This window comes from candidate division WOR-3 bacterium (assembly GCA_039801725.1).
Taxonomy (GTDB): Bacteria; Hydrothermota; Tepidihabitantia; order Tepidihabitantales; family DTDR01; genus DTDR01.
Genome location: JBDRVE010000004.1, coordinates 1 through 17,208 on the forward strand (window position 1 = coordinate 1; position 17,208 = coordinate 17,208).

Genomic DNA, 17,208 nt, shown 5'->3' on the forward strand with positions numbered 1-17,208 from the left:
ATAAATTGAATTTTTTTCAACAAATATTTTCTTATTCGTTAATTCCCTAATTCCATATGCACTTACTATTGGAATGTCCGGCCATTTGATAATGGATATTTCACTTATATCGTTTCCTTTAACAGTCCAGGCATTAAATAAAATGGTATCTCCTTTGGCAAATTGATAATAAAAAGATTTCTTTTCACCTGGCGAAATCGGAAATAATATTTCTGCTACCAACTTAGCTTTGGGATTTAATATCTCGGGCATTATATTTGCCGGATATATTATTTTAGACGTTTTAGAACACATTATAATAAAACACAAAAAAGTTAAAAAAAAGAATAACACTTTTTTTATTTCTTCTCCTTTCATTTTTATATTATAAAATTATTTAATTAAATTTCAATTTATAAAATTAATCTGGGAAAAATTAAATAGAAAAAAATTATGAATCGGTAAGTTTAAAAAATTGATTTTTATATTTTTTTCTTTATCATAATATAGGATTTTAAAACGGAGGTTTTATGAAAATTATTGAAGAAGGCAAGGGAAAATTGATTCAATATTCTGATCCTTTTGAATTCCGAGAATTCGTCCATAAAAATAAAGATTTGGCAATGAAAGAAAAGGTAATGAGTGAGAAAGAGGCAATTGAAAAGTTTGTCAAAGATGGTGATTACATCGGTACGGAATTATATGGTACCGTAAGGGCGCCAATGTCTTTAATTAGGGAACTGGTTCGGCAGGGAAAGAAGAATTTAAGGGTTGCTGGTCAAGGAATATTTGAGATTGATTTATTATTGGCAGCAGATTTGGTTTCGGAAATGGATATTACTTATGTCGGTTATGAAGTCTATGGTATTTCTAACATTTTAAGAAGGGCGATTGAAAGTGGCAAAGTAAAAACCGTTGAATGGAGTAATGCGGCGTTGGCTTGGCGTTTTAAAGCAGCAGCAATGGGAGTACCTTTTGTGCCAACCTTTTCGATGTTGGGCACGGATACCTTCAAACATAGTGCTGCCAAAATTGTTGAATGTCCTTTTACCAAAAGAAAGGTAGTCTTGTTACCTGCTTTATATTTGGACGTTGGTTTTATCCATGTCCATCGGGCAGATAAATATGGTAATTGTCAGATCGATGGTATCTCTGGTTTTGCCTTTGAATTTGCCCGTGCTTGTAAAAGATTGATTGTCTCTTGTGAAGAGTTAATTGATAACGAAGAGATAAGAAAATATCCAGAAAGGACAATTATTCCTTATTATTTGGTTGATGCGGTTGTTTTGGCTCCTTATGGCTCCCATCCTGGTGAGATGTGTTATAAATATTGGCGAGATGAAGAACATTTAAAAGAATTCTTGGAATTATCAAAAGATGAGAAAAAGACAAAGGAATATCTTGATAAATATGTCTACGGTGTCAAAAACCATGAAGAGTATTTAGACTTGATTGGCAGAGAGAGATTAGAAAAATTAAGTAAAATGATTCAAGGGAGGTAAAGATGAGATATAGTGAAACTGAACTTATTATCTGCGTAGCAGCAAGATTAATGGAGGATAGAAAGACTGCTTTTATTGGCACAGGTATTCCAATGTTAGCAGCAGCGTTGGCGCAGAAACTTTATGCACCAAATTTGGTATGCATCTTTGAATTTGGCGGCACTGGTGCTCGGTTAGAAAAATTACCTTTAGGAGTTGGTGATTCGAGAACTTTCTATAAAGGAATTGCGGCAAGTGGTATTTGTGATATAATGGAGACCGCTCAAAGGGGATTTATTGAGTATGGTTTTCTTGGTGGTGCCCAGATTGATATGTACGGAAATCTAAATACAACCGTTATTGGCGAATATGAAAGACCGAAAGTAAGATTGCCAGGAAGTGGCGGAGCAAATGATGTTGGTTCTCATTGCTGGAAGACAATCATTATTATGCGACAGCACGATAAGAAAAGATTTGTTAGAAAACTTGATTTTATGACAACCCCTGGTTATTTAGATGGTAAAGATGGAAGAGAAAAAGCCGGATTGCCACCAAATACTGGTCCTTATCGAGTTGTTTCTAATTTAGGACTTTTTGGCTTTGACGATGAGACAAAAAGAATGAAAATAATCTCTCTCCATCCAGGAGTGACAATTGAAAAGGTAATTGAAAATACCGATTTTGAATTGATTGTTCCCGATAAAGTTGAAATAACTCCTGAGCCAACCGAAGAAGAATTAAGGGTTTTAAGAGAAGAAGTTGATAAAGATAGACTTTATATCTAAAAATGCTAAAACTTAAGGAGTTTAAAGATTATTTAAATTTCCAAGAACAGGTAAAAGAGAATTTGAAAAATCTAAAAGAACTTACTGACTATTTTCCCGATTTATTAAAAGAGAATCTAAATCTTCTAAAAGAAAAAGGTTATTTAGGAGTTCCTTATCCGAAAGAGTATGGTGGATTGGGATTAGATTATTTACATTATGCAATTGTTATTGAAGAGATATCAAAAATTTGTCCTTCAACTGGTTTGACAGTGGCTGCCCATACTTCTTTATGTTCTTTTCCTATTTTTAAATATGGGAATGAAGAACAGAAAAGAAAATATTTAATTCCTTTAGCAAAAGGCGAAAAAATTGGCGCAATGGGCTTGACTGAACCAAATGCAGGAAGTGATGCGAGTGCGATTGAATTACGGGCAAAGAAAGAGAGCAATTTTTATATTTTAAATGGCACAAAAAGATATATCACCAATTCACAAGAAGCAGAAATCTTTGTGATTATTGGCACCTTGGATAGAAATTTGGGTAAAAAAGGGATTACTGCTTTTATAATTGAAAAGAATTTTAAAGGTTTTAGTATCGGAAAAGAAGAAGATAAACTTGGTGTTCGAGGCTCTTCTACTTGTGAACTTATTTTTGAAGACTGTCAGGTGCCCCAAGAAAATCTTTTAGGGAAAGAAGGCGAAGGATATAAATATATAATGGAAACCTTGGATGGCGGCAGAATTAGTATTGCTGCCTTTTCTTTGGGAATTGCCAAAAGGGCTTATGAAGCAATACTTTTTTGGGAAAAGAAAAGAGAGACAAAATCGGAAATTGTTTATAGAATCATTGCCGAAGCCGATAATCTAATAGAAAGTGCTTCCCTTTTGACTTACTATGCTGCCTTATTAAAAAATCAAGGAGAAAGGGCAGATAAAGAAAGTGCCAATGCCAAACTATATGCTTCTGAGACAGCAGTAAAAATCTGTGATTATGCTCTCTCTTTGTATGGTTATTATGGGATAAGTAAAGAATTAAACTTAGAAAGATTTTTTAGAGACGCCAAAATTTGTGAGATTGGTGAAGGAACTTCCGAAATAATGAAATTAATAATTGCCCGTGAGGCTTTAAAAATTTTTAAATTTTAAATAAGGAGGAAAGATGGATTTTGAATTAAATGAAAACCAAAAATTGATTCAAGATACCGCAAGAAGATTTGCCCAAGAGAAAATTGAACCAATTGCCAGTGAGATTGATAAAACTGGTGAGTTTCCCCATGAGATAATCAAAGAGATGGCAGAACTAGGATTGATGGGAATGATTATTCCGGAAGAGTATGGTGGCGCAGGTCTAGACTTTACCAGTTTGGCGATTGCTGTTGAAGAAATCTCTAAGGCATCTGGTTCTGTTGGAGTGATAATGGCGGTTAACAATTCCTTATGTGCCTATCCAATTTTAGCCTTTGGCAACGAACAGCAGAAGAAAAAATATTTACCCCTTTTAGCAACAGGTAAGGCGCTTGGTGCCTTTGCCTTGACTGAACCAAATGTTGGTAGTGACCCAGCCCATTTAGAATCAACAATAAAAGATATGGGAGATTATTTCTTATTAAATGGCACAAAAAGATTTATTACCAATGGTGGCGAAGCAAAAATCTTTATCGTTTTTGCAACAATTGATAAAGAAAAAGAACATAAAGGAATCTGTGCCTTGATTGTCGAAAGAGATTTTGAAGGATTTAGCATTGGTAAGCATGAAGACTTAATGGGTTTACGTTCAACCGCCAATTGTGAATTAATCTTTGAAGATTGTAAAGTGCCAAAAGAAAATCTTTTGGGAAATATCGGCGAAGGATTTAAAATTGCAATGCATACCTTAGATGTTTCGCGGATTGATATTGGTGCCCAATCAGTCGGAATTGCCCAGGCAGCCTTGGAAAAGGCATTGACTTACACTAAAGAAAGAAAACAATTTGGAAAATATCTTTATGAATTTGAAATGATTCAAGAGATGCTTGCTGATATGGCAACAAAAATTCAGGCAGCCCGATTATTGGTCTATTATGCTGCTTCTTTAAAAGATAAAGGGGTTCAAAGATTTTCCAAAGAATCGAGTATGGCTAAATATTTTGCCTCCCAAGTAGCAGTTGAAGCAACAAGATTAGCCGTCCAAATCCATGGTGGCTATGGCTATACAAAAGATTATGCGGTAGAAAGATATTACCGAGATGCCAAATGTATGGAAATTTATGAAGGAACTTCAGAAATTCAAAAAATTGTTATCGCCCGAAATTTAATTAGTTAAAAATAAATAGGCTCCGGCTAAAAGAAATTAATCTAACCGGAGCCTATTCCTTTTCTTATCTTAAGAAAATAAACTTCTGAGTAAACTCTTTTTTATCCGTTTTGAATTTAATCAGATAAACACCTGTTGGCATTTCTTTACCCGATTTATCTTTGCCATTCCAAATAACCTGTTTATCTTTATTAATAAAGGATTTTACCAATCTACCTTCTAAGTTATAAATAGCAATATCGCTAACCTCTTTGGTAAACTGAAAAACCACTTCTTTTTGAGAAATTGTCTTTATCTTTAATATTTTTGCTTTATACTCTTTTTCTCTTTCAATAGCGCTTGGGAACCAGGGAGCATCAAAATATAAACCTTTTGGTAAATAGAAAATACCAGCCCTTGCGTACAAAACACCGCCACCCGGAGCCGGTGCACCAGGAGAATAGATTATTTTCGGACCACAAGTTTTTGAACTAAATAAAGTTCCTACCTGGGTTCCCGAATCGTTTACTTTATTTCTTTCGTGAAAATCAAAAGGATTGTTAGCATCACTCCAACGGGAATAGACATAACTTGTTTCGGTGTAACTTGAATCATAAATAATATAAGCAGCATTTATATAGATATTTCCTGTTGATTTATAATATTTAACATCAGGAACCCTTTCATCTAAAAGACTTGAAGCAGAAAGGATATTCATTTTTCGCCAGGTATCACCCCAGGCATGAGAACGAACAGCATACCAAATATCCATATCGCCAGTATTGTTATAATCTATTTCATAAAGAACCCAAGTCGTCGCCCAACTATCAGGAGTAGTAAACGCCGGAGAAACTTTTGGACAATATTTACGAGAAGGTGAAATATGTAAATTTCTTAACTCTAGCCAATAGCCAGGAGTACCATAATTGTTATTTCTTTGAAAACACACAGTATCTCTCGTTGGTCGAACCCAAGTGACGAACAAATTACTACCTGTCCCAAAGACAATATGTGGGTCATAAATATTATAACCTGCTTGACTATCCCAAGTTCGACCATAATCAGAAGAGCGATATATTTTTGTATTATATCCACCCCGATTCTCGTTACTGGCAATGCAATATAGCCAATAGTTAGAACGAAAATCCTTACAAACCGAGAAATCATTTATCGTATCATTATCCCAAGTAATCCAAAAATCACTCCAACCCGATAAATCAAATTTGATTTTTACACCGCCAATATCACCAGTATTATTTAAACCCTTATGAAGAACAAAAACATAGACATAGTTTGAATCACCTCTACCAAGGACAATCCCAACTTTTGGATATAAACTCTTTATGCCGTGATAAAATTCATAACATAATGTCCAATGAATACCTCGGTCAGTAGAACGATAAATCCTGAAAACCGAATCAAATCCTGGTGCCAAAACGACCCAGAGCCAACCAGTATTCTCATCATAATCACCGTCAAAATCATAAAGGTATGAGGTATCAATCAAAGCATCTCTTCCCCAATCATAAGGATATTCCACTTCTTGGTTAATAAATGTTCCATAAAGTTCAACAGGAGAGTTAACTTCTCTTGGTGGTTGATAGTTCTCAAATCCGTTGATAAAGCCAGCATCGCTTTTTTGAATTAAAAAAATAAAAAAGAAAATAATTAAAATTCGTACTTTCACCATTTCCTCCGTTTTTATCCTTACGTAAATCGCCTAAACCTTCTGCGGATTTACGTTTACTTAAATTATACACCAATTAACAAAAAAAGTCAATAAAAAAGAAAAACAACTAATACTAAAGTAAATTTTAATTTATTGACAAAATAAAAATTTTAATTATAATATTTATATAAAGCAGGAGGTGTGGGATTTTAATAACTATTATTCTTTTAATTATTCTAATAATATTTTTTATAAAAGGAATTAAAAAGGGCTTTTTCTTTTCTATCTCTTCAATCTTAACAATAATTGTTGGAATAAAAATTCTTGATAAATATTATAATTACTTCTTTAATTTCCTAAAACCTTATCACCTTCCTTTATTTATTTCTAAAATCTTAATCTATCTTTTTGTTTTTATTATCTTATTTTTTATTTTTAAATTAATTGGTTATTTTTTGGCAGCAATTTTAAAAGCCCTTCATCTAAATTGGTTGGATAATCTTTTGGGCGGTATCTTAGAAACCGTTAAAGGTCTTATTTTAATCTGGTTTTTTATCTTTCTCTCTTTAAATATCTATCCAAAGAGCGAAAACTTAATAAAAAAGTCAAACCTTACTTATCAATTATATAATTATGGCGATCAATTTTCTTCAATAATTGAGAAAAAATTTTTAAAAAGAAACTATTTGACAAATCTGAAAAATTTGTTATTCTATATTAATGGTAAAAAATAATTACTTTTATTTAAAAGGAGGAAGTAAAATGAGATACCTAATCACTCTTTTTTTATTTTTAAGTGTATTATTATTTTTCAATTGTCAGCCAGGTCAACAGATAACTCAACAGATGGATAAATTAAATAATGAAATAACCCAATTAAAAGAAAAAATAAATATCCTAACTGCTACGTTAGATTCATTAAAGGCTGTTTATGAAGAGCATTATCAACAATTCCATACGAAAAAACCAGTAACACCAGCACCAAAACCACCAACACCACCAGCGCCAAAGGTAAAACCACCAACAAGAAAGTAAAAGGAGGTAAAAATGAAGAAATATATTAAACTCCTTTTTTTAATTTCATTATTTATAATTTTCCTTGCTTGCGAACAAGTGGTTGAAAGACCGGAAAAACCAACAGTTTCTTATCAACCGATTGATAATGGTGCAAAACTTCGTTTAACTTGGACTCAAGTGGCCAATGTTGATGGTTACTATATTTATGTAGATGGCATAAGAGATACTTCTTTACCATCAACCGTTACTTCTTATGATGTAAGCGGTCCAGCAAAACTAATTGAAGTATCCGCCTACAAAAAGAATGAAGAAAGTGAAAAATGGAGTTTAGATCTAACACCGGTAGTAAGCGAAGTAAGTGTTTATGGTGCTAGCGATCCTTCGCCCGATCATCCAAGCGGTTTGCAATTAACTGATAATGGTGCCATTCCCTTGGCAATTGGCAATCAAGCGAATTGGCCTAATTTAGATTATATTTTTGATGACCGGGGCGAATTTGCACCAATGTCTATTGTTAATCCCGGTGATTATACTTCTCCTCATTATAATGATAAAGGAAATGCAATTTCTCAAATCGCTTCCGGAAATTTTGATGCTGAAAATATGGCACCTGAACCGGGTGTTTATTCGACTCAAAGAAAAAATATTGAAATAAATGGTGTCTATTATCTTTGGCTAGATAGAAATAACAACGGATATTCAGTGGATGATAATTTTGGTAAAATTTTAATAAAAGCAATTAGTGGCACCCGCGTTGATATCAAAGTCGCCTATCAAAAAGTTCCCGGACTCCGTTGGGTAAAAACTCAATAACCAAAATCTTTATTAGGAGGCCCCGAGATTAAATCCTCGGGGCTTTTTTATTTTATGCTTCTTTTATTTTTATTTAATCTCTTTAATGAAACAATTCACTACGACCTTTATTTAGGATTTATTAAGGTTGGTTCTTTAAAATTAGAATGTAAAAAGATAATTTATCAAGAAAAAGAAGCTTATCGTCTCGCTTGTTATCTCCATTCAAATAAAAACTTATCCCCTCTCGTGGAAATTGCCGATACCTTAATAAGTTATGCTGACACTCATCTCAAAACTTTATTTGCTTATAAAAGTATTAATGAAAAAAATTTTAAGGAGAGATGCAGTATTTATTTTGATTATAAAAATAATAAAATTATTTACAGTGATAACACTATTTTTCCATTAATTAATGAAATAAAAGATATCTTGACTTTTTGGTTTTATATACGTAAAATTATTGCCGAAGATAAAATGGCTAAAAATTGTTTTCTTCATTATAATAAGCAAAATTACGAAGTAATTTTAGAAAAGAAAAGAAGATTGTTTATCAATACCAATATTGGTTCTTTTTATACATATGAAATTTACCCCAAAACAAAACCAAAAGCAAAAATTTTAGGAAGTATCTATATTCAAGAGGGAAAAGATTATTTACCTTTAATTATTAAAACAAATTTTCTTGGTGGACTTTTAAAAGCAATAATCAGAGATTATGAGAGATAATTTAAAAAGATATGCAATAATTATTGCTGGTGGTCGAGGAGAAAGATTTTGGCCCTTAAGCCGATTTAAAAGACCAAAACAATTCTTAAAACTTTTTTATAACGAATCTTTGTTAAAACTAACCAAAAAAAGAATTACTGGATTTATTTCTTTAAAATATCAGAAATATGTGGTCCCTAAAGATTTAGCAAAAAATACCAAAGATTTATTAAAATTAAAAGAAAATAATTTAGTAATTGAGCCCCAATCCAAAAATACTGCCATTGCTATCGCCTTGGCTTCTTTCCATATCAAAAAAGAGAGTAACGATGCCTTAACTATTGTGTTGCCTGCTGACCATTTAATTAAAAATCAAGAAGAATTTTATAAATGCGTTGATTTCGCTTTCCAAATTGCAAAGGAAAATTACCTGGTGACTTTCGGAATTCCGCCCACTTATCCAGCAACTGGTTACGGTTATATTGAGATTGATAATTTAATAGAGGAAAAAGATAATTTAAAAAGTTACCAAGTAAAACGATTTGTTGAAAAACCAAATTATGAAAAGGCAAAAGAATTTTTGGAAAGCCAAAGATTCCTTTGGAATAGCGGAATGTTTGTTTGGAAAATAGATTATTTTTTAAAACAGGTAGAAAAATTTATGCCTTCCCTTTATGAAGATTTAAAATTATTGGAAAAATATTTGGGAACAAAAAAAGAAAGAAGGTTGTTAGAAAAAATTTATGAAAAGGCAGAAAATATTTCTGTTGATTATGCGATTATGGAAAAGGCTGAAAGAATTGCCGTAGTAAAGAGCACTTTTGATTGGGACGATGTAGGTTCAATTTTAGCCTTAGAAAGATATTTTGAGAAAGACGAAAAGAATAATATCAAAATCGGTAATATCCTTTCTTGGGAGACAGAAAATTCTATTTTTTATACAAAAGATTTACCGGTTTTTTCTTTAGGTATAAAAGATTTGATTTTGATAAAAGAAAAGGATCTAATATTTGTTTGTGATAAAAAAGAATTTGATAAAATAAAAAATTTTTTAAAAATATTAAAAGAAAAAAAAGAATATCAAAAATATTTATGAAGATTTTTTTAGCCACTAATAACAAGGGAAAGATAAGGGAAATAAAAGAAATCCTCTCTGATTTAAACGTCCAAATCTTAACTCCTCAGGATTTAAAAATTAAATTTATTTGTAAAGAAGATGGTGACAGTTTTTATGAAAATGCTTATAAAAAGGCAATTACTGGGTTATTACAAACGGGTTATATCTCAATTGGTGAAGACTCAGGTTTAATGATTGATTATTTAAATGGTGCCCCAGGTCTAAAATCGGCACGATTTACCAAAAAACGAAATTCCAAAGAAAATATCAAGAAAGTACTGAGTTTATTAAAAGGTGTGAAAAAAGAAAAAAGAAAGGCAAAATTTAAATGTGTAATGGCTTTGGCTTTATCCTTAAAAAAAGTAAAATTCTTTGAAGGTGAATGCGAAGGTTATATTAGCGATAAAGAAATGGGAAATAAAGGCTTTGGCTATGATCCAATCTTCATTCCAAAAGGTTATAATAAAACTTTTGCCCTTCTTGGAGAAGAAAAAAATAAAATAAGTCATCGGGCAAAAGCTCTTTTTCAATTAAAAAACTTTCTAAAAACTCTAATAAAATAATTTAGGGATAAATTCTATCAATCATTCGAGGAAATGGTATCGCTTCTCTCACATGTTTAATTTTGCATATCCAAGCGACTGTTCTTTCAATTCCCAAACCAAATCCCGAATGAACAAAACTACCGTATCTCCTTAAGTCTAAATACCATTCAAAAGGCTCTCTTGGTAGATTATATTCTATTAATCTTTTTTCCAATTCTTTTAAATCATCCTCTCTTTGACCGCCACCGACAATTTCCCCATATCCTTCGGGTGCTAAAATATCAACAGAAAGCGAAATTTCTGGATTTTCTTTCAATCTTTTCATATAAAAGGCTTTGCATTTGGCCGGATAATGATAAATTATCAAAGGTTTATCATAAAGATTTGAGAGAAAAGTCTCCTCGTCGCCACCAAAATCATCTCCCCAATTTATTTTAAAACCACCTTCTTGTAATTTTTTTATCGCTTCATCATAAGTGATTCGAGGAAAAGGTTTTTTGATATTCAACAACGAATTTATATCTCTTTCTAAAATCTCCAATTCTTTTTTTCTTCTTTCTAATACTCTCTCCACAATATACACTATCATTTCTTCTGCTAAATCAACAATATCGAAAAGTTCCATAAAACTTGCTTCAGGCTCAACCATCCAGAATTCAGTCAAATGCCTTCGTGTTTTTGATTTCTCTGCCCGGAAGGCAGGACCAAAGCAATAAACTTTTCCTAAGGCAGCTGCCGCTGCCTCATTATAAAGTTGACCACTCTGAGAAAGATAAGCCTTTCTATCAAAATAATTAACCTCAAAGAGAGTGGTAGTACCTTCACAAGAAGTAGGGGTCAAAATTGGAGCATCAACTAAAATAAATCCTCGATTATCTAAAAAATCACGACAGGCTTTAATTATCTCTGCCCTGATTCTCAGGATAGCAAACTGTTTTCGCGAACGAATCCAAAGGTGTCGGTGTTGCAAAAGAAAATCAATGCCGTGTTCTTTTTTAGTGATTGGATAATTTTCTGAAGAACTCAAAAGTTTTAATTCCTTGCCAATAATCTCAAAACCTCCTGGTGCTCGAGAATCTTTACGCACAATACCTTTAAGTTCTACTAAAGATTCCTGTGTAACTTTATCAGCCAGCTCGAAAGATTCTTCATCTACTTCATTAGCAGAAAAAACTACTTGAATTATACCTGTACCATCTCGAACTAACACAAATCTCACTTTGCCCGAAGATCTTTTGTTATAAACCCAACCTTTTAAAATAACTTCTTTCCCCTCATAATCACTGATATTTTCTATCCAAATCATAATTTATATTTTATCTCTCGTAAAAATTTCTTTCTTTTCTCAATATCTTCTTCTTTTTCTATGCCTTTAGGAGCAAAACCATCAATCACACCTAAAATCCCACGACCTTCACCATCGTCAGCAATAATTACTTTTAAAGGATTAGCCGTTGCTGCATAAATAGAACATACTTCACACACTTGCTTTATACCATTTAGGATATTAATTGGATAAGCATCTCTCAGAAAAATAATAAATGAATGACCAGCACCAATATTTAAGGCATTCTCAATTGCTAAACTTTTTAAATCTTCATCGTTTCCTTCACTTCGTACTAAACATGGACCGGAAGATTCACAAAAAGCAAGACCAAATTTGGCATGGGGGTTTGTCGCCACAATTACTTCGTATAAATCTTCCACCGTTTTAATAAAATGACTTTGTCCCAAAATTACATTTACATCGGCTGGTTTTTTAATTTCAACTATTTTTATTTCCATACTTTCCCTCCTTAACTCTTTACTTGTTGACAAATCTTCAAATTTTTGGTATATTATAATAAATTAGATAGTAAAAGTCAAGATGGAAAAGAAAAAGGTAGGGCCGGTTAGTTTACTAAAAGATAGTTATCTTCGTCTTTTAGCTGAATTTGATAACTTTCGAAAAAGAAAAGAGCGAGAAGTACTTATGGCTAAAGAACTTAGTTTAAAGGAGTTCTTTATCGATATTATCCCCGTTTTAGAGAATTTCAATCGGGCTTTATTTCACTCTCAATTAAATAATAGTTTTCAAAGTTTGAAAAGGGGATTAGAAATAATTTATAATCAGTTAAAAGGAGTATTAGAAAAATACGGATTAAAAGAATATTCTTTATTAGAAAAGGATTTTGATCCCAAATATGCTGAAGCCGTGGGATATGTAGAAACCGACAAAATACCGCCTAATAAAATAATAGAAGAGGTTAGCAAGGGATATTTATACAAAGATTATGTGTTAAAACCAGCTCAAGTGATTGTTAGTAAAGAAAAACAAAATCCTTCAGAAGAATAAATGAGTCTAATAAATATGAAAAAAATAAAGGAGGTAAAATGGGAAAAAGAGTAATCGGGATAGATTTGGGAACTACTTTTTCTGTCGTGGCAGTAATGGAAAAAGGTCAACCAATAGTTATTCCTAATCCCGAGGGAGAAAGAACAACTCCATCAGTAGTGGCTTTTGGTAAAGAAAGATTGGTCGGAACTCTTGCTAAAAGACAGGCAATAATAAATCCGGACAAAACAATTTATTCTATTAAGCGGTTTATGGGACGAAAATATTCCGAAGTGACTGAAGAAATAAAATTAGTTCCTTATAAGGTAGTACCTGCTGATAATGGAGATGCCTGGGTAGAAGTAGAAGGAAAAAGGTATTCCCCTCCGCAGATTTCAGCAATGATCTTAGAATATTTAAAAAATGCTGCTGAACAATATTTGGGTGAAAAAATTGATAAGGCAGTAATTACCGTACCAGCCTATTTTAACGATGCCCAAAGGCAAGCTACTAAGGATGCTGGAAAAATTGCTGGGTTAGAAGTATTAAGAATTATTAACGAACCAACTGCGGCTGCTCTAGCCTATGGATTAGATAAAAAGAAAAACGAAAAAATTGCGGTTTATGATTTAGGTGGAGGTACTTTCGATATTTCTATTTTAGAAATAGGCGAAGGAGTATTTGAAGTAATCGCTACCAATGGTAACACTCATTTGGGTGGCGACGACTTTGATGCCCGAATTGTTGAATGGATTTTAGAAGAAGCAAAAAGAGAATTCAAAGTGGATCTTTCCAAAGATCGGACTGCTTTACAAAGGATTAGAGAAGCAGCAGAAAAAGCTAAAAGAGAACTTTCTACCAAATATGAAACTCTAATAAGCTTACCTTTTATCTATTCCGATCCTGAAAAAGGACCAATTCATCTAGAATTAAAGTTAACACGAGCTCGTTTAGAGGCAATGGTGGAAGATTTGATTCAAAAAACGTTAGAACCTGTAAGAAATTGTCTAGCCGATGCGAAATTGAGACCGGAAGATATTGATGAAGTTATCTTAGTGGGAGGGCAAACAAGAATGCCAAGAGTTCAAGAAGTCGTAAGAGATTTCTTTGGTAAAGAACCCCATAAAGGAATCAATCCTGACGAGGTAGTTGCTATTGGTGCCGCTATTCAAGGAGCGGTGCTTGCTGGTGAAATCAAAGACATTGTTCTTTTAGACGTAACTCCTTTATCTTTGGGCATCGAAACGTTAGGGGGTGTTTTTACTAAAATTATCGAAAGAAACACAACTATTCCTGTAAGAAAAAGCCAAATATTTACTACCGCCGAAGATAACCAAACAGCAGTTACTATTCATGTGTTACAAGGAGAAAGACCAATGGCTGCGGATAATAAAAGTTTAGGAAAGTTTGAACTTCATGGTATCCCTCCGGCTCCTCGTGGAGTACCCCAAATTGAGGTTATCTTCGATATCGATGCTGACGGAATCTTACACGTGACTGCTCGAGATTTAGCCACTAAAAAAGAACAAAGTATGAGAATTATCCCTTCTTCCGGTCTTACCAAAGAAGAGATCGAAAGAATGATCAAGGAAGCAGAAATGTATCGCGAAGAAGATCGTAAGAAAAAGGAATTGGTAGAAACTAGAAATAAGGCTGATACGCTAGCTTATACAATCGAAAAAAATCTAAAAGAGTTTGGTGATAAAATCTCAGAAAGTGATAGGAGGGAAATTGAGGAAAAATTAAATCGATTAAAGGAGGTGATGAAAGGAGATAACAAAGAAGAAATTGAACGAGCAATTGATGAATTGCAGAGGGCAAGTCATCGTTTAGCAGAAGCCATGTATCAGCGAACACAAAGTCAAAAAGAAGAAAAAGATAAAAAAGATTATGAAGTTTATGATGAAGATAGTAAATCTTAAAAAGGAGAAACTATGGTAAGTAATTTAGATGGAAAACTTGAAAAAATACTTAAATCTTTAACAAAAAGAGAAGAAGAAGTTATTAGATTACGTTACGGTTTAGGCGGCGAAATCCCTCATACTTTACAAGCAATCGGTAACAAACTTAATATCACCCGTGAACGGGTAAGACAAATTGAAGAGCGAATTCTAAGGAGATTTGGAAGCAAAGAGTTGATCGCTGCTCTTAAAGAACTAAAAAAACCATTGATGCGCGGACGTATTAAGTACTTCACTATTCAAAATAAACTAAAAAAATACGGCGATATTTTAGCAGCAAAAGAAAGAAAACAGATCGAAACCAAGCTGGAAAAATTGAAAAAAGCGCTGATTAAAAAAGATAAGAAACTAATTAATACCGCAATAAAAGAATTAGAAGAAGCCGCCAAACCATTATTAAAGGCTAAAAGGGTAAAGGTTTAGTTTAGTAGATTAAAGAAATTTTTGTTATTTAATTAAATTTTAAAGATAACTAGATTTTCTTTATTCTTATGGAAAAAACTAAAAAGGATTACTATGAAATTTTAGGTGTCTCCCGTAATGCTACAAAAGAAGAAATTAAACAGGCTTACCGACGCCTGGCTAAAAAATATCATCCTGATATGAACCCTCATAATCGGAAGGAAGCAGAGGAAAAATTTAAAGAGATTTCCGAGGCCTATGAAGTTTTGATGGATGACGAAAAAAGAAAATTGTATGATCTGTACGGTCACGAAGGATTGTCTCAAAAATTTGGTCCGAGTGGCTTTACTTGGGAACATTTTACTCACGCTGATGAATGGCGGGATATTTTCGGCAGCAGTTTTGATCCCTTTGATTTTCTTCGAAGATTTTTTGAAGAGGAAACGATTTTTGATTTTTGGGAACCGAAAACCAAAGAAAGAAAAAGAAAACCGGTCGGCGGAAATATAAGGGTAAAGATGAAATTAACATTAGAAGACATTGCCGAGGGTAGAGAAAAAACTTTTGAATTAGAGCGGTATGAAAAGTGTCCTGATTGTGAAGGAATCGGAGGTAAAGGTAAAACTACATGTTCTGTTTGTAAAGGTAAAGGAGAAATTCAACAAATTCAAAGAACCGCTTTTAGTCAAATAATCAAAATTACTACTTGCCCTCATTGCGGTGGTAATGGCAAGGTAGTAAAAGAATTGTGCAAAACTTGCGGAGGAAGCGGACGAATTAAAAAGAAAAAAATATTTAAGATCAAGATTCCTCAAGAAATTACGGATAAAAACCATTTAATTCTCAAAGGCGAAGGACATTATGGCGAAGGAGGCAAAGGAGATATAATTATTGAGTTTGAAGAACTTCCCCATCCTCTTTTTTTAAGACAAGGAACGGATTTAATGGTCGAAGTCCCTATTCATTATACCACCGCTTTAATAGGTGGTGAGATTGAAGTACCTACTTTAGAGGGTAATAAAAAAATTAAGATTAGTCCTGGTGTCCGAGACGGACAAATAATTAGAATTAAGGGATTAGGATTAAAAGGTCAAAATATTAGCGGTGATTTATTAGTGAAAATCAAAATTTTCTTCCCTACCCGACTCTCGGAAGAAGAAAAGAGATTACTGGAAGAACTAAAAAAAATATCCTTAGAATCGCCTCCTAAACCTTATCGACCACAAGAGACTAAATGAAAAAAGATTTTTTATCTTGTGAAATTTATTTTTATCCTAATTCATTAGAAATTGGTGAAGAGATAATAATAAAAGACGAAGAAGCAAAACATATTTTAAAAGTAATGAGACATAAGGTTGGAGATAAAATAAAACTAACCGATGGTTATGGTTACGAGTATGAATTTTTAATAACTTACACCCAAAAAGAAAAGTTAAAAGGGAAAATTTTAAATAAAAGATACTTGCCACGGGAACCCAATATTGCTATCACTTTAGCATGTTCGCCATTAAAAGGCGAAAATACCGAAATAATGCTAGCAAAAACAACTGAACTGGGGATCAGCGGTTTTCTTCCTGTATATTTTCAAAATACAATAGCTTCACTAACCGAAAACAAATTAAAACGATTAAAAAAAATTGCTATTTCTTCTTTAAAAACTTCTGCCGGCACTCTTTTGCCTAAAATTTATCAACCATTAAGTTTTAGTCAATTAACAGAAAATTTTTCATCTTTTGATCTGGTTCTTTTAGCTTACGAAAATAGTGAAACTAGATTAGCCGATATTATTGAAAATAGAGATGCTATTAAAAATATTTTGTTAATAATCGGTCCAGAAGGTGGTTTCGCTTCTGAAGAAATAAAAAAGGCTAAAGAAAAAGGAGCAAAATTTTTTACTCTAGGAAAAAGAAGACTAAAAAGCGAAACCGCAGGAATTGTGGCAGTGAGTTTAATTTTATATGAATTTAATAATATTTAAAAGGGGGTGAAAAAATGACCAAGATTGAAGTAAGAGACGGCGAACCTTTTGAAAGCTTTATTCGTCGTTTCCGTCGGGCAGTAGAAAAAGCTGGGATTTTACAAGACATCAAAAGAAAAGAATATTATGAAAAGCCCAGCGAACGAAGAAAGAAACGCCTGGCGGAAGCAATTAGAAGATGGCGCAAAAAGATGCAACAAATGTAAA

General features: G+C 32.9%; 20 protein-coding genes. 16 read left to right on the top strand and 4 right to left on the bottom strand.

Translation table 11 applies throughout. From position 1 onward, the window contains the following. A partial coding sequence (locus tag ABIK75_01400) for a hypothetical protein (protein MEO0089751.1) occupies positions 1 to 357 on the bottom strand: 357 nt, incomplete at its 3' end. Between the two features lie 152 nt (positions 358 to 509). Between ABIK75_01400 and ABIK75_01405 the strand changes: the two genes are divergently transcribed. The 4 genes from ABIK75_01405 to ABIK75_01420 are packed head-to-tail and all read left to right on the top strand — an operon-like array spanning position 510 to position 4,528. Then, positions 510 to 1,481: a CoA-transferase gene (locus tag ABIK75_01405; GenBank protein ID MEO0089752.1), complete on the top strand. Its 972-nt coding sequence runs from the start codon at positions 510 to 512 to the stop codon at positions 1,479 to 1,481. Between the two features lie 2 nt (positions 1,482 to 1,483). Continuing rightward, positions 1,484 to 2,245 carry a CoA-transferase gene (locus ABIK75_01410; GenBank protein ID MEO0089753.1) on the top strand — a complete coding sequence of 254 codons (762 nt, stop codon included), beginning with the start codon at positions 1,484 to 1,486 and terminating at the stop codon, positions 2,243 to 2,245. Positions 2,246 to 2,247: 2 nt separating this feature from the next. Then, entirely contained in the window at positions 2,248 to 3,372 is a 1,125-nt protein-coding gene (locus ABIK75_01415) for an acyl-CoA dehydrogenase family protein (protein ID MEO0089754.1), read from the top strand. A gap of 13 nt (positions 3,373 to 3,385) precedes the next feature. Next, complete coding sequence (locus ABIK75_01420; protein ID MEO0089755.1) at positions 3,386 to 4,528, top strand: acyl-CoA dehydrogenase; 1,143 nt, start codon at positions 3,386 to 3,388, stop codon at positions 4,526 to 4,528. A 55-nt stretch (positions 4,529 to 4,583) separates the two neighbouring features. On the opposite strand, the gene ABIK75_01425 is transcribed toward ABIK75_01420, so the two are convergent. Then, entirely contained in the window at positions 4,584 to 6,185 is a 1,602-nt protein-coding gene (locus tag ABIK75_01425) for a T9SS type A sorting domain-containing protein (GenBank protein ID MEO0089756.1), read from the bottom strand. A gap of 203 nt (positions 6,186 to 6,388) precedes the next feature. Between ABIK75_01425 and ABIK75_01430 the strand changes: the two genes are divergently transcribed. From ABIK75_01430 to rdgB, 6 genes are read left to right on the top strand one after another with little or no spacing between them, the layout of a single operon-like run. Next, positions 6,389 to 6,901 carry a CvpA family protein gene (locus ABIK75_01430; protein ID MEO0089757.1) on the top strand — a complete coding sequence of 171 codons (513 nt, stop codon included), beginning with the start codon at positions 6,389 to 6,391 and terminating at the stop codon, positions 6,899 to 6,901. A 28-nt stretch (positions 6,902 to 6,929) separates the two neighbouring features. Then, positions 6,930 to 7,202: a hypothetical protein gene (locus ABIK75_01435; protein MEO0089758.1), complete on the top strand. Its 273-nt coding sequence runs from the start codon at positions 6,930 to 6,932 to the stop codon at positions 7,200 to 7,202. 12 nt (positions 7,203 to 7,214) lie between these two features. Further along, on the top strand, positions 7,215 to 7,997 hold the full coding sequence (locus ABIK75_01440; GenBank protein ID MEO0089759.1) for a hypothetical protein: 783 nt from the start codon (positions 7,215 to 7,217) through the stop codon (positions 7,995 to 7,997). Between the two features lie 54 nt (positions 7,998 to 8,051). Next, positions 8,052 to 8,705, top strand: coding sequence for a DUF3108 domain-containing protein (locus ABIK75_01445; protein MEO0089760.1), 654 nt, complete (start codon positions 8,052 to 8,054; stop codon positions 8,703 to 8,705). Continuing rightward, the gene (locus ABIK75_01450; GenBank protein ID MEO0089761.1) at positions 8,695 to 9,780 is read left to right on the top strand and encodes a sugar phosphate nucleotidyltransferase; all 1,086 of its coding nucleotides are present in this window, start codon (positions 8,695 to 8,697) and stop codon (positions 9,778 to 9,780) included. The genes ABIK75_01445 and ABIK75_01450 overlap by 11 nt, the downstream gene beginning before the upstream one ends. After that, entirely contained in the window at positions 9,777 to 10,364 is a 588-nt protein-coding gene (gene rdgB / locus ABIK75_01455; GenBank protein ID MEO0089762.1) for an RdgB/HAM1 family non-canonical purine NTP pyrophosphatase, read from the top strand. Before ABIK75_01450 ends, rdgB begins: the two co-directional genes overlap by 4 nt. A 1-nt stretch (position 10,365) precedes the next feature. On the opposite strand, the gene asnS is transcribed toward rdgB, so the two are convergent. Continuing rightward, entirely contained in the window at positions 10,366 to 11,652 is a 1,287-nt protein-coding gene (asnS, locus tag ABIK75_01460; GenBank protein ID MEO0089763.1) for an asparagine--tRNA ligase, read from the bottom strand. After that, the gene (locus tag ABIK75_01465) at positions 11,649 to 12,131 is read right to left on the bottom strand and encodes an adenosine-specific kinase (GenBank protein MEO0089764.1); all 483 of its coding nucleotides are present in this window, start codon (positions 12,129 to 12,131) and stop codon (positions 11,649 to 11,651) included. Before ABIK75_01465 ends, asnS begins: the two co-directional genes overlap by 4 nt. Positions 12,132 to 12,213: 82 nt before the next feature. Here ABIK75_01465 and ABIK75_01470 point away from each other — a divergent pair, with 82 nt between their 5' ends. From ABIK75_01470 to rpsU, 6 genes are all read left to right on the top strand, one after another. Further along, positions 12,214 to 12,681 (top strand): nucleotide exchange factor GrpE, encoded by a 468-nt coding sequence (locus ABIK75_01470; GenBank protein ID MEO0089765.1) that lies wholly within the window; start codon positions 12,214 to 12,216, stop codon positions 12,679 to 12,681. 38 nt (positions 12,682 to 12,719) lie between these two features. Then, entirely contained in the window at positions 12,720 to 14,582 is a 1,863-nt protein-coding gene (gene dnaK / locus ABIK75_01475; protein MEO0089766.1) for a molecular chaperone DnaK, read from the top strand. Between the two features lie 12 nt (positions 14,583 to 14,594). Further along, positions 14,595 to 15,044, top strand: coding sequence for a sigma factor-like helix-turn-helix DNA-binding protein (locus tag ABIK75_01480; protein MEO0089767.1), 450 nt, complete (start codon positions 14,595 to 14,597; stop codon positions 15,042 to 15,044). A gap of 68 nt (positions 15,045 to 15,112) precedes the next feature. Then, positions 15,113 to 16,261 carry a DnaJ C-terminal domain-containing protein gene (locus ABIK75_01485; protein ID MEO0089768.1) on the top strand — a complete coding sequence of 383 codons (1,149 nt, stop codon included), beginning with the start codon at positions 15,113 to 15,115 and terminating at the stop codon, positions 16,259 to 16,261. Beyond that, positions 16,258 to 17,001, top strand: a complete 744-nt coding sequence (locus tag ABIK75_01490) for an RsmE family RNA methyltransferase (GenBank protein ID MEO0089769.1) — start codon at positions 16,258 to 16,260, stop codon at positions 16,999 to 17,001. Before ABIK75_01485 ends, ABIK75_01490 begins: the two co-directional genes overlap by 4 nt. Before the next feature lie 14 nt (positions 17,002 to 17,015). Further along, positions 17,016 to 17,207, top strand: a complete 192-nt coding sequence (rpsU, locus tag ABIK75_01495) for a 30S ribosomal protein S21 (GenBank protein ID MEO0089770.1) — start codon at positions 17,016 to 17,018, stop codon at positions 17,205 to 17,207. Position 17,208 lies beyond the last annotated feature (1 nt).

Coding starts and splice junctions, on each gene's coding strand:
- ABIK75_01405 (MEO0089752.1), top strand. CDS start 510: ATGAAAATTATTGAAGAAGGCAAGGGAAAATTGATTCAATATTCTGAT.
- ABIK75_01410 (MEO0089753.1), top strand. CDS start 1,484: ATGAGATATAGTGAAACTGAACTTATTATCTGCGTAGCAGCAAGATTA.
- ABIK75_01415 (MEO0089754.1), top strand. CDS start 2,248: ATGCTAAAACTTAAGGAGTTTAAAGATTATTTAAATTTCCAAGAACAG.
- ABIK75_01420 (MEO0089755.1), top strand. CDS start 3,386: ATGGATTTTGAATTAAATGAAAACCAAAAATTGATTCAAGATACCGCA.
- ABIK75_01435 (MEO0089758.1), top strand. CDS start 6,930: ATGAGATACCTAATCACTCTTTTTTTATTTTTAAGTGTATTATTATTT.
- ABIK75_01440 (MEO0089759.1), top strand. CDS start 7,215: ATGAAGAAATATATTAAACTCCTTTTTTTAATTTCATTATTTATAATT.
- ABIK75_01445 (MEO0089760.1), top strand. CDS start 8,052: ATGCTTCTTTTATTTTTATTTAATCTCTTTAATGAAACAATTCACTAC.
- ABIK75_01450 (MEO0089761.1), top strand. CDS start 8,695: ATGAGAGATAATTTAAAAAGATATGCAATAATTATTGCTGGTGGTCGA.
- rdgB (MEO0089762.1), top strand. CDS start 9,777: ATGAAGATTTTTTTAGCCACTAATAACAAGGGAAAGATAAGGGAAATA.
- asnS (MEO0089763.1), bottom strand. CDS start 11,652: ATGATTTGGATAGAAAATATCAGTGATTATGAGGGGAAAGAAGTTATT.
- ABIK75_01465 (MEO0089764.1), bottom strand. CDS start 12,131: ATGGAAATAAAAATAGTTGAAATTAAAAAACCAGCCGATGTAAATGTA.
- ABIK75_01470 (MEO0089765.1), top strand. CDS start 12,214: ATGGAAAAGAAAAAGGTAGGGCCGGTTAGTTTACTAAAAGATAGTTAT.
- dnaK (MEO0089766.1), top strand. CDS start 12,720: ATGGGAAAAAGAGTAATCGGGATAGATTTGGGAACTACTTTTTCTGTC.
- ABIK75_01480 (MEO0089767.1), top strand. CDS start 14,595: ATGGTAAGTAATTTAGATGGAAAACTTGAAAAAATACTTAAATCTTTA.
- ABIK75_01485 (MEO0089768.1), top strand. CDS start 15,113: ATGGAAAAAACTAAAAAGGATTACTATGAAATTTTAGGTGTCTCCCGT.
- ABIK75_01490 (MEO0089769.1), top strand. CDS start 16,258: ATGAAAAAAGATTTTTTATCTTGTGAAATTTATTTTTATCCTAATTCA.
- rpsU (MEO0089770.1), top strand. CDS start 17,016: ATGACCAAGATTGAAGTAAGAGACGGCGAACCTTTTGAAAGCTTTATT.